Source organism: Mesorhizobium zhangyense, assembly GCF_011045115.1.
Taxonomy (GTDB): domain Bacteria; phylum Pseudomonadota; class Alphaproteobacteria; order Rhizobiales; family Rhizobiaceae; genus Mesorhizobium_M; species Mesorhizobium_M zhangyense.
Genome location: NZ_JAAKZG010000012.1, coordinates 1 through 13,630, shown reverse-complemented (window position 1 = coordinate 13,630; position 13,630 = coordinate 1). Strand labels below are relative to the sequence as shown.

The following is a 13,630-nucleotide window of genomic DNA, read 5'->3' as shown; positions in this document are numbered from 1 at the left end:
CTAACTGATAAAAAGCCGCCCGTAGGGACGGCTGGGATCGACTTTAATGCCAGGGCGCGATGGCGTCGCGCACGGCCTTTGCAATTTCGAGGGCATTCGGCGTGTCGGAATGGACGCAGATGGTTTCGCAGCGAACCGGGAAGACGCCTCCATCTTCCGTCGTGCCCTTGCCCTCGGTGATGGCGCGCACGCAGCGCTCGGCCATCGCCGCAGGGTCCTTGGCGTCATGCACTCGCGTCACGATGAGCTTGCCGGAAGCGTCATAGTCCAGATCGGCGTAGAACTCGGCGACGAATGGAATGCCGCGTTCTTGATAGACCTTCTCGTGCAGGGTTCCGGTCATGCCGAAGAGCGGCACACCGAAGATTTCGGCAGCGTCGCACACACCATGCGCAACGGCTTCCTGTTGCGTCGCCATGAAATACAGGCTGCCATGCGGCTTGATGTGGTGGAGTTCCACGCCCTCTGCCTTAAGGAAGCCCATGAGCGCTCCCACCTGGTAGACGACGCTGTTCCTCACTTCGTCGCGCGTCATGCGCATCTCGCGTCGGCCAAAACCCTGGAGGTCGGGCAAGCCTGGATGAGCGCCAACCTTGACGCCGTTGGCTTTTGCGCGAAGCACGGTCGATTGGATATGATCCGGGTCGGAAGCGTGAAAACCACAGGCGACATTGGCTACGTCGATAAGCGGCATCATGCCAGCATCATCGCCCATTTTATAAAGGCCAAAGCTCTCGCCCATGTCACAGTTCAGTGTGACAGTCATCGTGTTGTTACCCCTCAAAGCTGCCATCTTTTGTGGCGTTGCAGCATTTTTTACGCAACGCGGGGGACTTGTGAAATAGTAGTTTTTTGATTGTGATATCAAAAAAACAGATACTTGGACCAAGGTCATGACCATCACACTGAAACAACTCGATTATTTCATTGCGACGGCGGAAACTGGCCAGGTCAGCCACGCGGCGGCCGAGCTGAATCTCTCGCAGTCGGCAGTCACCGCCGCCATCAAGGGGCTGGAGGCGGACCTGGCGGTAAAGCTTTTTGAACGCACCCACACCGGCGTCAGACTGACTATGGAGGGGTCGCGATTTCTGGAACATGCGCGGGTCATAACCGGCGCGGTCGCCGCCGCGGTGCGGAGCCCGCTGCGTGAAAAGAGCGGGCTGTCCGGCAAGCTCCGCCTGGGCATGACCTATACGGTCGTCGGCTACTACATGTCGCGGCACTATGCGCGTTTTCGCAAAACCTATCCGCAAATCGACGTCGAGCTGCTCGAGCTTCCGAGAGAGGAGCTCGAGCAGGGCTTGCTGCGGGGGGAGATCGACATGGCGGTCATGCTGGTCTCCAACCTGGCGCATACCGACGACCTCGTCCAGGAAGTGCTGATGCGCTCAAACCGCCGGCTGTGGCTTTCAGCCGATCATCACCTGCTCGGCCGAAAGGACATTACCCTCGCCGATGTCGCGGCCGAGGACTACATCATGCTGACCGTCGACGAAGCACGCAAGACCGCGTCTCGCTATTGGGACAACGCAGGCCTCACACCCAAAACCGTTCTGACGACAAGTTCGGTGGAGGCCGTGCGCTCCCTGGTGGCTGCGGGAATAGGCGTTACCGTGCTGTCAGACATGGTTTACAGGCCATGGTCGCTCGAGGGACAGCGGATCGAGGTTCGCGGCCTCGTCGAGCCGATCCCCAGCATGGATGTCGGCCTGGCATGGTCGCGCAACCGGCCCATCGGCCCTGCCGGCGCCACCTTCCGCGCCTTCATGTCCGTGACGATGGGCGGCGGTGGATGACTGCCGCCCATCCTCTCAAAATCACCGATATCGACGGCGAAAAGTTTCTACAGTGATCTACGCTAGGTCTCACCCCGGTTCACATGTAAATCTGCCGTCGCTGCAGCATTCGACTGGAGCAGCAAGTAGCAAAGGTTAACTATCTCAAACCGTAGGCGAAAGCGCTCCACTATCAACCGCACTTCGGCCGCGCGTTCTGCTTCTATGCAGGAGGAAAATTTTTGGGGAACCAAACAAGGCGGGAGGGGTTTTGGCGGCAGAGCGTCGATAAAGTATCGGAACTGCCTTGGCCGGCTTGCAATCCGGCATGGAGTGGACTGTCATCTTTCCTCGCAGCGCTCGATCGAACTGAAGCCCTGGCGGAAAGGATGACATTTCACGGATTTTCTCAGTGCCGCTTATGCGGTTGAAAAAACGGCAGCGTCGAGTACGAGTTAGAAGGATGGCATTGGCCGGAAGGCTGTCGCCATTACATCGCGACTCACACGGTAAGGCCTAGTCCCGAGTTCGAACAATTCATTAGGTCTCGCTTCGCGTGAAGGGCCAATATGGCAGGAAGCGACCCCTCCTAGCCGTTTAGGCGGCGGCTAATCAGCGTCTTGAGCGGGGCGCGTTGCCGCCCGGCAGCTTGGGGGTCGGCACCAAACTGGTCGCTGTCGAACAGCTTCTACCGTAAAACTGCCTTTTAGCGATCTCCCAGGTTCATTCGAACAGCTGCCACTTTGTTGCTCATGATTAGCGACTCGATTTCAGGCAGCGTTCGACAGAATCTTCAGCCCTATATCTTGTGTATCGACGATGCTTTGGCTAACCCATTCTTTGATGGTGCCTCTCTTGCGAGAGGTTAAAAGGGAATGCGGTGTGGACGGTATCGTCCAAAGCCGCGGCTGCCCCCGCAACTGTAAGCGGTATGAGCCTGACATATGCCACTGGGTGATCCCGGGAAGGCGTCAGGCATTCTCCGCGAGCCAGGAAACCTGCCATCGAAACCATGGACTGTCGCCGGGCGGGGTGTCTCGGAGGCTTCGGCTTGGCCTCCCACGGCGAAGCGGTCCCAGGCGCACCCCGCTCGTAAAAGGCTCGGCCGGGTCCGCCATGCACGACGTTCCATATCTCCACACGACGCACGTGCGCTCGAACTTCGATGTGAAGGAGCAGATTCGCGAATACTGGTCGCGTCGCTCGGAAACGTTCGATCAATCTCCCGCCCACGGGATCCATTCCAAGCGCGAACTGGCGACCTGGAAACGGTTGATCGGCGACAGCGCCGAGGGTATCGGCGGCGGCCGCGTTCTGGAGCTGGCGAGCGGGACCGGCGAATTCACACGCGTGCTGCGGGCGCTTGGTTGCGAGGTGGAAGGTCTCGATCTTTCCGAGGCGATGATTGAGCGAGCCAGCAGGAAGCATGGCAATGATGTCAGGTTCTATCTCGGCGATGCCGAGAACGCGATGCTTCCGGACGGGCGCTATGACGCGGTCGTCTGCAGGCATCTCGTCTGGACCCTGCTGGCTCCAGAAGACGCGTTCCGCGACTGGCTGCGTGTCCTGAAACCCGGCGGGCACCTCGTGATCATCGACGGCAACTGGCAGCACCAGGCACTTGTCGCGAAGGTAGCGGCTCGGGTCGCAAAGATATGGGACCGCATCTCACCGCGCGCAGTCCTCTATGACGCGGTCGCGCACCGCCTGATCCAGGATCAGCTCTATTTCCGGGAAGGACTGCTCCCAGACCGACTTACCGGGATGCTGCGCGACGCCGGCTTCACCGACGGTCACACAGGTCCGCTCCAGGGGGTCCTGGCGTCCCAGCTTCGTGCAGCCGGCTGTGGCGCGACCGTCTTGGCCTTCTGCAGTCGCTCGGCCGGTCCTTCATCATGACTGCACGTCGCCCATCCGAAACCTGAGCCCCATTGAACACATCCAGAGGATTTCATGACCGATATTTCCCGCAGAACAGTCTTGCTTGGCAGCGGCACGCTTGCCGCCCTTCTTGCCGCGCCGCGTTGGCTTGAAGCACAGGAAAACGCACCGAAGAGCATTCGCGCGATCCAGCCTTGGGAGTTCAAGAGCATTCAACCCGCCGAGAGCGGCTTCGTCCTCAACCGCGCAAGCATCGCCGAAGGATTGACTGCGCTTCAGCCCGACGGCAGCGTCGTGCCCTGCCTTGCCGCGAGTTGGACCGCCTCCGACGATGCCAAAGAATGGCGTTTCGTGTTGCGGGAGGGCATCGTCTTCCATGACGGCACCCCGGTCACCGCCGAGGCAGTCAAGGCCTCGATGGAGGCACTCCTTCCTCAGGCAAGGCGCTTGTCGGCAGTCCACATCGCGTCGATCACGGCCGAGGGGAAAGAGGTCGTATTCCATCTCGAAAAGCCTTTCGGACCGCTGCCGGCATATCTCTGCGACTACGCAATCAGCGTCTACGCTCCGGCCGCGTTCGGCCCGGACGGTCAGGTCGCCCAGGTAATCTCGACGGGACCATTCAAGGTCGATGCCATCGAGTTGCCACGGCGCTTGTCGCTGGTGCGTCATGACGGCTATTGGGGCGAGAAACCCGTTGTGGAGCGGGCCGAATTCGAGGCCGTCGCAAATGGCGAGACCCGCGCCAACATGGCGCTCGCGGGCGATGCGGACGTGATCATGAACATCCCGACACCCAGCGTCTCGCGGATCGCCAGTTCCGGTACCATGCAAGTGCATGAAGTCATCAATCCCCGCGTACATGCTCTCTACCCCGACTGCGGCAAACCACAGTTCTCCGACGTTCGCACACGCCGCGCCTTGAGCCTCGCGATCGACCGGACGGCCATAGCAAAGACCATCATGCGCAATGCCGATCTCGCGGCGACGCAGCTCTTCCCGCCCGTGATGCCGGACTGGCACTTCGACGACCTCCCTCGCTATGACTATGACATGGCCGCCGCCGAGGCCCTGCTGGACGATGCAGGCTGGGTGAAGGGGCCGGACGGCATCCGCTCGAAAGATGGCGTCCGTTTCGCAGGTACCATCCGCACCTTCCCGAACCGCCCGGAGATGCCGGTCATCGCCGCCGCACTCCAGGCAATGTTCAAGACGGTCGGTTACGAGCTGGCGATCAGCATCGGCGAAGCCAGCGCCATCGTAGAGGCGAAGCAGAACGGCACGCTCGACATTGGCTTCTCATCGCGCCATCTTGCGATCGTACCCGACGGAATCGCGGTCATTTCCAGCGAGTTCGTCGTGGAGGATTCCCGCAACCAGTCGGACACGGGCGCCACGAACTGGCGCAACGAGGAATTCGATAAGCTCTGCGATGCCTACTATGGTGAAACGGATGAGAAGGTTCGCGCGACGAGCCGTCGCCGCCTGACCGAAATCCTTCAGGAGGATCTGCCTGCCATCCCAATCGTCTGGTACAGCCAGATTTTCGCAGTTTCCGACCGCGTCGATGGTTTTGTCAACGATCCCTTTGAACAGCGCCTCTATCTCGACCGGCTGAGCTTCAAGGCCTGATGACGCATTGGACGAACATGATCGTCGGGAGGCTGGCGCAGACTGCGCTGGTCGCCCTGACGCTCGTCACGATGTGCTTTGTTTTCGTCCACACGCTTCCCGGAGACACGGCGCTCCGCATCGCCGAGGCCAGGGGTGGCAGTGAGTTCCTCAACGTCGGCAAGGCCCGGGAGATTGCCGCGGAAGAAGGACTGGACCGCCCTATTCTCCTTCAATATGGCGAATGGATTGAACGCATCGCGACAGGCGACCTCGGCATGTCGCTCGTCACCCGCCAGCCCGTCGCGAGCGAGCTCTGGAACAGAGGGCAGAACACGCTCATCCTCGGTATCGCCGGCTGGCTCGCTTCCTATCTGGTGGCATTGCCGATCGGGATCTACGCAGCGCTTCGCCCGCATGGCTGGGTGGACAAAATATCTTCGTTCTATTGCGTGACGATGGCATCGCTTCCCAGCTTCCTGATGGGCATTGGACTGATATCGATTTTCGCGCTCTCCCTGCGCTGGTTGCCGCCGGCCGGATTTCGCTCGTGGGAACATCTCATCCTGCCGGCGGCAACCCTCGCACTCGGCCTGTCGGCTTTTTCGATCCGCTTGATCCGGGACACTGTCCGCGAGGTCAATGGAGCTTTCTTCATCACTTTCGCCCGGACGAAGGGCCTCACGGCTTCGGCAGCGCTGCGGGAGAACGGTTCGCGCAACGCCGCGATCCCTATTGTTGCCTTCGCCGCCCTCCAGTTCGCCGCCGTCGTCGACGGCTTCATCATGATCGAGACCCTTTTCAACTTTCCCGGCCTGGGCGATCTCCTGGTCTCGTCCATGCTGTCGCGAGACGTTCCCATGGTGATGGGCGCGGGACTGGTCGCAGCCGTCGGCTACGGTCTCGTCAACCTCGCTGCAGACCTCGCCAGCCTTGCGCTGGACCCCCGGCTCTCGCAGCGCGGCCAATGAAGGGCGGCACTCCGATGATGCGCCGTATGCAAGTCGTCTCGATCACAGTCCTCGCGGTTGCGGCCAGCGTGCATCTCATCCTGCCGGGAGACCCGAACGCCCAGGACCTGCTCAAGGCATTTGAGGGTCCGAGCCTTCCGCATCCTTTCGGCTTCGATCATCTCGGCCGTGACGTCTTCCTGCGTGTTGCGCATGCCGCGCCGAGATCGCTTGGTCTTGCCGCACTCTGCGTCGTATTCGCCTATGTCGTGGGGATCGCACTCGGAATGATCGCCGCCTACCGAGGCGGTTTTGTCGAAGCTGCACTGATGCGCCTTGTCGACCTGCTTCTCGCCTTTCCGGGAATCCTTTTGGCCTTGTTGCTGGCAGGGTTCTTGGGAGCCGGCCCCGGCCCGATCCTGCTCGGTATCTCTCTCGGTCTCATGCCTCAATTCGCCCGGCTGTCCCGAGCAACGGCAGGCCAGGTGCTGGCCGAACCGCATGTCGAGGCGGCCGAGATGGCGGGGTTCCGGACGACGGCAATCCTGCGCCGTCACGTCCTGCTTCCGGTGATACGCTCGACCTTGCCGATCGGCATCCTTTCCATCGGCGGCGCAATCCTCTCGGTCTCATCGCTCGGCTTCCTCGGTCTTGGCATCCGCCCCCCAACACCGGAGTGGGGTGCCATGATCAGCGAGATGATGCCCTATATCTCCGAGGCGCCGGTACAGCTGGCTGCGCCATGCATCGCAATCTTCCTCTCGGTTCTGGCATTCGCTCACCTGTTTACAACCGAACGAAGCACCGCGGTCGCGGGACGCCCGTCATGAGCGATCACAGGATCGAATTCCAGCTGGATGAGATTGCCGATGCCGATGGCCATCGCGTGGTCGGCCCGGTGTCGCTCCGCTGGGAGGCGCCCGGCGATGCGTGCGTTCTCATCGGCGAGACCGGCAGCGGCAAGAGCCTCGTCGCGCAGTCGATCCTCGGCCTCCTGCCCCCCGATTTCCAGGCCAGGGGATCCGTTTGGATCAAGGGAAATCGCATAGCGCTGGAGAACGAGGCGGCGCTCCGGGCGCAATGGTCGACGACGATGGCTCTGGTGCCGCAGGAGCCGTTCCGGGCGCTTGATCCGACCATGCGCATCCGTCGCCAGCTCATGCAGGTGAAAGGATCGGATGACAGGCGGATCGATGCCGCGCTGAACGAACTCGACCTCTCTCCGTCGGTCGGCAAAGCGTACCCCTTCCAGCTCTCCGGAGGCATGGCTCAACGGACGTTGTTTGCCACCGCACTCATTAGCGACGCGTCTCTGGTCGTTGCCGATGAACCGACAAAAGGATTGGACGAAGCTCGCGCAGCTCAGAGCCTGGCGGCATTGAGGCGCCTCCGCGCGGAAGGCCGAAGCGTGCTCGTCATCACTCACGACCTCCACCTGGCGCGGCAGTTAGACGGCACGACGGTGGTCATGAAAGCGGGCGAAGTGGTGGAGGCAGCGCCTGCCCAGGAACTATTCGCGAACCCACGCAATGCCTATTCACGTGACCTGTTCCAGGCAGATCCTTCCAACTGGTCGAACGGCACCGCACACGCGAAGGCCCAGAGCAAGACGGTGGCGGAATTGCGCGATGTCTCCTTCGGGTATCGTGTCGAGGCGCCGCTTTTCGAGAATCTTTCCTTTACGATCGACGCAGGACAGGTCGTAGCCGTGACCGGGCCAAGTGGAATCGGCAAGACGACACTTGGCGACGTCCTTCTGGGCCTCCACCGTGCGACATCCGGCGCGGTGCTGTGGGAAGGCATCGATATCGCTGCCACGAGAGGGACCGTGCCCCGCCTGCGCAGGAAGTACCAGAAGCTCCATCAGGACCCGGCATCGGTCTTCGCGCGCCACCGAACCATTGGTCAGCATTTCGTCGACCTCGCAGATGTCATAGGCGGAGCAAAACTCAAGGAGCGCCTGGACCAACTGCTGGAGCGCATGAAGCTGTCTGCACGCCTGATGGAGCGGTCGGTCAACGAGATTTCCGGCGGCGAAGCTCAGAGGCTGGCGCTGATGCGCATTCTGATGCTCGACCCGCTCCTGATAGTCGCCGACGAGCCGTCCTCGCGCGTGGACCCGATTGTCCAGCGCGACGTTTTCGAGCTTCTGGGCTCGCTCCGTGACCAGCAGAACGTCGCAATCGTTCTGATCAGCCATCAGCCGCGCGTCGTGTCTTCGTTCGCTGACAAGGTTGTGCCGTTGGATACCTCAGGCGAGCGGGCGTAAGCGTGGCAATCTCGAAGGAAACGAAGAGTGCCGTCGCTCCAAACACGGCAAAGGCGATGGCCGAGCACTAGGCCGGGGGTGCTGACAAGTTCCAGCAGTCTCCGTCGCACCTTAGGCTTCGTCAGGTCTGGGCAGACGTATTCGCCGGAGCGGGAATGCGTCACCGAAATGCTCGATGATCACACCCTCGCAGTGCGCGAACAATACGGCCTGGTTTTATACGGAATGGCGTCGCTCACGCCTTCTGCTGTCACCGCTAGCCGGCAGACACTGGATCGGCGCAGCTTGACATCATGCGCAGCGGCTACAGCTCGGATCGACGCAACCACGTCAGTCGTTGACGATCCATGGCCATGACCAACGGAATGCCACTTTTGATGACAAGATCGCCTCCGTTCACGGCTCGAAGCAATTGGAGAGATCGTTGGCGCTGGTCATCCGCCCGTAATGATGCGGCAATGTTGCACTCACAGGGTCTTCCGAGACATCTTTCACAGGAAGCCTGATACCTATGTGCAGCATCACAATATCCGAGCCAAGCAAGCTGGCGATCGGCCCCGCCCGCCTGTCCCAGTTGAAAATCGCATGCATCGCGCTGCCCGTGACCCTGGTCATGGCGGGTTGCAGCACGGTTCCACTCAAGGAAGCCGGAACGTTGACATCCTATGGCAGCCTTGGCGCGGTCAAAGGCAAGTTCAGCAAGTCGCGCTCCTTCGTGGACGGGCCGGCCTTGGCGGGTGTGAAAACCGTCAGTATTTCACCGACTTCGTATTCGCCCGGCGCTTTTGCTCGGGTGAAACAGAGAGAAGACCGGGCACTGGTTGCAAATGCTCTGGATCGGGCGATGTGCGTCGCACTCAGCGATAAATACCAGGTCGTGCCAACGGGGCGGCCTGCCGACCTGACCGTGCGGGCCGTGGTTGCCGATCTGGTGCCGACGGACAAGACGATGGCAGGCGTTTCGACCGCCGTAACACTGGGTAGCGGCGCCGTATTGCCGGTCAGCATCCCTCGCCTGCCCATGGGCCTGGGAGGTCTCGCAGTTGAGGCCGAGGCGCTTGATCGTAATGGTATCCAGCGCGCTGCCATTGTCTGGTCCCGTGGAGCGAATTCCATCTCGAACAAACCCAGGTTCTCCGAGGTCGGCGATGCCTATAGCCTGGCCTCTACCTTCGGAAATGACTTTTCCAAAATGCTCGTCAGCGGGAAGATCCCTGCCGGGTTGCAGATAGCGATACCTTCAGGTCAGAAAATGAAATCGATGCTTGGCGGCAAACCGAAATATGCCGCCTGCGAGGCTTTCGGCCGGGCCCCCGGCATAGCCGGCATGGTCGCCGACAAATTCGGCGCGCCGCCTACCTGGACGGACAAATCTGGCAGGAAGCCGGTTACAACACTCACGGCGCAGACCGGCCCGTCACTCCCTGAATAGCTAAATCCGGATTTTCAGCTTCGTTCCGGCTGTCCCGCTATCAAGCAGAACCCGGCCACCGTGGTTCGTAACGATCTGCCGGACAAGGCTCAGTCCGAGCCCGGCGCCTGTCGAGCGCGGCGTAACCCGGTAGAAGGGCTCGAACACCAGTTGCTGCTGGTCCAGTGGTATCCCCGGCCCTTGATCCGCGACTTCGACGTGTCCGTCCGCAAAGACGGATACGGAAATCATGCCGACATTCCCGCCGTGGTCGATGGCATTGCGAACCAGATTGCTGATGACCCGCGTCATTGCCGATGGACTGCCCTGCCGCTCGAGCTTGTCTGTGTCGGTGTGGAACGAGATTTCGTATCCGGCCGCGATTGCAAGAGGAGCGAGGTCGGCAACCGCCATCCTGGCGATGTCGACCAGCTCGATCGTCTCGAAGGGGTCTTCGTTCAGGTCGTTTCGCTCGAAATCGAGCAGCTGTTCGGCAGTTCCCCCTAACCGTGCAACATCTTTCAGAAGGCGCTGACGGTCCTGCCCCTCTGCCATGCCTTCGATCCTGGTCTGCATGATCGCTATCGGCGTGCGCAACTCATGGGCAGCATCCACCAGAAAGCGCTGTCTCTTCTGGAATTCGGCGTCAAGACGCTCAAGCGCTCCGTTGAACGCCGCGATCAGCGGGGCAACCTCCCGCGGAACAGATTTGGTTGGAAGTCTTGCGCCACGGCTACGCGGTTCGATCGCCTTCGCCCTGCGGGCGACATCGTTCACGCCACTGAGCGAACGTTGGACAATGCGGGGTACGGCCAGGAATATCGCAGGCAGCGTGAGACCGAGCAGAGGTAAATAAATGGGGTTCAGCCCAACAAGAAGAGCCGGGACGACCCAGTCGCGCCCAGAGGTCTTTCCAAGCATGATCCTTACTTTGCCCGCGGCGGTATCGATGCTTTCGATCGAGGCGATTTCGCGTGCATTCGCCCCTCTCATGTCCGCTTCATGAAATCGGTACACAAAGGGAGCGAGGTCTGCATAGGATGCAGGTATCTCGCCGTAGGAAACCATTTCGCCACGAGCAGTCGCAACGACGTACCACAACCCTTCGGTCTGGCTCTTGATGGACCGAAGACCCGGCGTGTCGCGTATTTCGAGGCGCCCTTGAGAATCAAGGACTATCGCATCCTCCATGGCCGAGGAGACTTTCTTCTCGAGGACCAGATTGGGCGAAAGGACTGTTGCCCCATAGAGCGACAGGCCGACTATCAACAGCGCGACAATCACGATGAATACAAGGCTGAGCTGCCAGCTTAGCTTCCACCTGAGCGAAGTATTTCCTTCCGACATCACTCTTCCTTCAGAAGATATCCGACGCCTCTTATGCTGTGGATTGCCACTCCGGCGCCGGCATCGAGCAGCTTCTTGCGCAGGCGCGAAATATGGGTGTCGAGCGCGTTCGACTGGATCTCGTCTTCATAATTGTAGACCGCAGCCTCCAAGGTGGAGCGAAGAACGGTTTTTCCGCTCCGCTTTGCCAGGGCGGCGAGGACCATAAGTTCTCTTCTGGGGATGTCGATCGGCCTGGAATTGGCAGACACATTAAAATGGACGGGATCAATGGTTATTCGGCCGACCGTGATTTCCGGTTCTGCCAGATTTGCCGGCCTGCGCAGCACCGCACGCAGGCGGGCCATCAACTCGTCGATCAGGAAGGGCTTACCCAGATAGTCGTCCGCGCCGGCGTCGAGCCCCTCAACGCGCTCTTTCGGCTCGTTTCGTGCCGTAAGAACGATTATCGGCGTGTCGATGCCTGCCAGCCTCAGCTTTGGGATGAAACCAAGACCGTCGCCATCAGGCAGGCGGCGATCCAAAAGGATTGCGTCATACACGTATTGGCGCGACAGCTCGATCGCATCTCCGAGCAGCATGGTGTGATCTATAACGATGCCCTGTTTACGCAGCGCTCCCGTAAGCGCTTCCGCCAATGCCTTTTCATCCTCGATCAATAAGATCCGCATCGCGGCCGCCCCTTTTTTGGACCGTTCTTGCACCTGCGGAGATTGCAGCAGCATTACGGATAGCAGGCGGACGCTACGCGACTTCAATTTCGATTTTTGTATGTCGAGCTCAGCTCTTAAATGGACGAATGCCGAATGGGCCCGCTCGGCACGAGCGTCTCGGCGGCCTTGAGGATACCTGTGGCATCCATCCCGAAACGCCTGCAGAGATCGGCGATCGTCCCAGTTTTGCCGAAATGCTCGACACTCAGTGACCGCGTGCCATCTCCGCGCACTGATCCAAGAATTCGAGTGTGATGTCCGATTGCTGGCCGGTTTCGATGCGGCGCCGCTCCATGCGCAGGTCGGGCCATTCGGCTAGCTCGCTCAGCCGCTGGCTTGCAAGATATTTGCAATCTCCGTGCCCAACCAAGAGCACCTCAGCCTCCCGCTTGAAAACACCCATAGCGATTCCGATACAAAAACGACGGGTTGAGTTTGTCCCTCAATCTCTTTCTAGCAACGAAATCCGAGTTTGAGACAAATCCTACGATCCAGCTGTCATACGTCGCCAAGAAAGCGAATTGGGATGACCGCTTTTGGACGAGATCAGGGTCATGATGAAGGGCAACAAGGAAGGCGCGTTGCTGCCACCTCTTCACCGCGCCGCGGAGGGGCGCTGGCGAGCCCACCCGTGATATTCGGACGTAAAGCATTGCAAGATTGTCAGCCTGCCAGGCTTTCTGTAGCTTCTGGATATGAAGGAGACGGCCCCGAAGATTATCTATCCAGTAGCTGTGCGCGCGCTGATGAAGGTTCTCGTGCCCCGGTTGGAGGCTGCGTTGGGCACACCACTCGATCAGGCCATAGACCTTAATCCGGCGATTGCCCAGCGCATCGCGGATGGGGAGCGTTTCGATGTAGGTCTCACCAATCCGCATTTTGTCTCTGCGTTGATCACTAAAGGTCACATCGGCGAGTCGAGTCATCGCGCCTTCGGCCGCGTCCCGCTTGCCATCGGTCGCAGAGAAGGAGGCTTCGTCCCGGTCGTGACAAGTGTTCGCGACATCATTTCACTCATCAACGATGCAGAAAGTATTGGATACACAGCAGCCGGCACAAGCGGTCAAACCTATCTACAGGTGATGGAGCGGCTCCGCCTTACTGAAATGACGAAGTCAACGAGCAGACCGATGGGCACCGGCGAACCGATGGCCGCAGTCGCCGCTGGCGATGTCCAATTTGGTGTGGTGCCGCTGACGACGGTCCTGTCGGCAGCGGGCGTCGTGCCGGCAGCGATCTTCCCGGACGACTTGGGGGCGCACATCGACATATCAGTCTTCCTGAGTCATTCGCCTCACGAGCGTGCCGCCTTGATTTTGAAATTCCTCACTTCACCAGAAATAGACGCCGAGTTGGCGACGGCGGGCATGTCGCGCTTTGCGTTTACGTGAGCGGCCCAATCCAAATTCCTACATTCGCAACATCAGCTCCTCAGCTTCCGTCAGCCGCAAAAGCCAACAATGTCCGCAATCAGAAGTGCAGACATCCCCTCGCTGCATGAAAGACATCTAATCGCCTTTGGCTCAGCGCTTCTGTTTCGGCCGGCCCGTCGTTACTAGTCGGGAATGCGCGCCGCGGCTCACACCAGTGCCGCCGGCGGCGCGAGACGGTCTAACGCAAAACGCCGCCCCGATTTATTAGATCGGGGCGGCGATTGATTTCTACTGGAA

At 60.2% G+C, this 13,630-nt stretch carries 13 protein-coding genes and 1 riboswitch; of the genes, 8 read left to right on the top strand and 5 right to left on the bottom strand.

Translation table 11 applies throughout. The annotated features are described in order from the left end of the window. Positions 1 to 43: 43 nt before the first annotated feature. The gene (locus G6N74_RS22745) at positions 44 to 766 is read right to left on the bottom strand and encodes a LamB/YcsF family protein (RefSeq protein WP_165120299.1); all 723 of its coding nucleotides are present in this window, start codon (positions 764 to 766) and stop codon (positions 44 to 46) included. Positions 767 to 893: 127 nt separating this feature from the next. Between G6N74_RS22745 and G6N74_RS22740 the strand changes: the two genes are divergently transcribed. The 6 genes from G6N74_RS22740 to G6N74_RS22715 all read left to right on the top strand — a co-directional run bounded on the left by G6N74_RS22740 (position 894) and on the right by G6N74_RS22715 (position 8,489). After that, positions 894 to 1,799, top strand: coding sequence for a LysR family transcriptional regulator (locus G6N74_RS22740; protein ID WP_165120298.1), 906 nt, complete (start codon positions 894 to 896; stop codon positions 1,797 to 1,799). Between the two features lie 806 nt (positions 1,800 to 2,605). Continuing rightward, positions 2,606 to 2,798: riboswitch (cobalamin riboswitch) on the top strand. A 96-nt stretch (positions 2,799 to 2,894) separates the two neighbouring features. After that, positions 2,895 to 3,677, top strand: coding sequence for a class I SAM-dependent methyltransferase (locus G6N74_RS22735; RefSeq protein ID WP_165120297.1), 783 nt, complete (start codon positions 2,895 to 2,897; stop codon positions 3,675 to 3,677). Positions 3,678 to 3,731: 54 nt separating this feature from the next. Beyond that, positions 3,732 to 5,291, top strand: a complete 1,560-nt coding sequence (locus tag G6N74_RS22730) for an ABC transporter substrate-binding protein (RefSeq protein WP_165120296.1) — start codon at positions 3,732 to 3,734, stop codon at positions 5,289 to 5,291. Then, positions 5,291 to 6,241, top strand: a complete 951-nt coding sequence (locus G6N74_RS22725) for an ABC transporter permease (RefSeq protein ID WP_165120295.1) — start codon at positions 5,291 to 5,293, stop codon at positions 6,239 to 6,241. The genes G6N74_RS22730 and G6N74_RS22725 overlap by 1 nt, the downstream gene beginning before the upstream one ends. A 14-nt stretch (positions 6,242 to 6,255) precedes the next feature. After that, on the top strand, positions 6,256 to 7,050 hold the full coding sequence (locus G6N74_RS22720) for an ABC transporter permease (protein ID WP_165120294.1): 795 nt from the start codon (positions 6,256 to 6,258) through the stop codon (positions 7,048 to 7,050). Then, on the top strand, positions 6,963 to 8,489 hold the full coding sequence (locus tag G6N74_RS22715) for an ABC transporter ATP-binding protein (protein ID WP_165120293.1): 1,527 nt from the start codon (positions 6,963 to 6,965) through the stop codon (positions 8,487 to 8,489). Before G6N74_RS22720 ends, G6N74_RS22715 begins: the two co-directional genes overlap by 88 nt. A gap of 179 nt (positions 8,490 to 8,668) precedes the next feature. On the opposite strand, the gene G6N74_RS30895 is transcribed toward G6N74_RS22715, so the two are convergent. After that, entirely contained in the window at positions 8,669 to 8,818 is a 150-nt protein-coding gene (locus tag G6N74_RS30895) for a hypothetical protein (RefSeq protein ID WP_312857913.1), read from the bottom strand. Between the two features lie 284 nt (positions 8,819 to 9,102). Between G6N74_RS30895 and G6N74_RS22705 the strand changes: the two genes are divergently transcribed. Continuing rightward, positions 9,103 to 9,921 carry a DUF3313 domain-containing protein gene (locus G6N74_RS22705; protein WP_246245901.1) on the top strand — a complete coding sequence of 273 codons (819 nt, stop codon included), beginning with the start codon at positions 9,103 to 9,105 and terminating at the stop codon, positions 9,919 to 9,921. On the opposite strand, the gene G6N74_RS22700 is transcribed toward G6N74_RS22705, so the two are convergent. The 3 genes from G6N74_RS22700 to G6N74_RS22690 form a co-directional block, all read right to left on the bottom strand. Then, positions 9,922 to 11,247 (bottom strand): sensor histidine kinase, encoded by a 1,326-nt coding sequence (locus tag G6N74_RS22700; protein ID WP_165120291.1) that lies wholly within the window; start codon positions 11,245 to 11,247, stop codon positions 9,922 to 9,924. It abuts the gene before it with no gap. Further along, positions 11,247 to 11,918 (bottom strand): response regulator transcription factor, encoded by a 672-nt coding sequence (locus tag G6N74_RS22695; protein ID WP_165120420.1) that lies wholly within the window; start codon positions 11,916 to 11,918, stop codon positions 11,247 to 11,249. Before G6N74_RS22695 ends, G6N74_RS22700 begins: the two co-directional genes overlap by 1 nt. A gap of 247 nt (positions 11,919 to 12,165) precedes the next feature. Continuing rightward, on the bottom strand, positions 12,166 to 12,363 hold the full coding sequence (locus G6N74_RS22690) for a hypothetical protein (protein ID WP_165120290.1): 198 nt from the start codon (positions 12,361 to 12,363) through the stop codon (positions 12,166 to 12,168). Between the two features lie 292 nt (positions 12,364 to 12,655). Here G6N74_RS22690 and G6N74_RS22685 point away from each other — a divergent pair, with 292 nt between their 5' ends. Further along, positions 12,656 to 13,351: a molybdate ABC transporter substrate-binding protein gene (locus G6N74_RS22685; RefSeq protein ID WP_165120289.1), complete on the top strand. Its 696-nt coding sequence runs from the start codon at positions 12,656 to 12,658 to the stop codon at positions 13,349 to 13,351. The last annotated feature ends 279 nt before the right edge of the window (positions 13,352 to 13,630 follow it).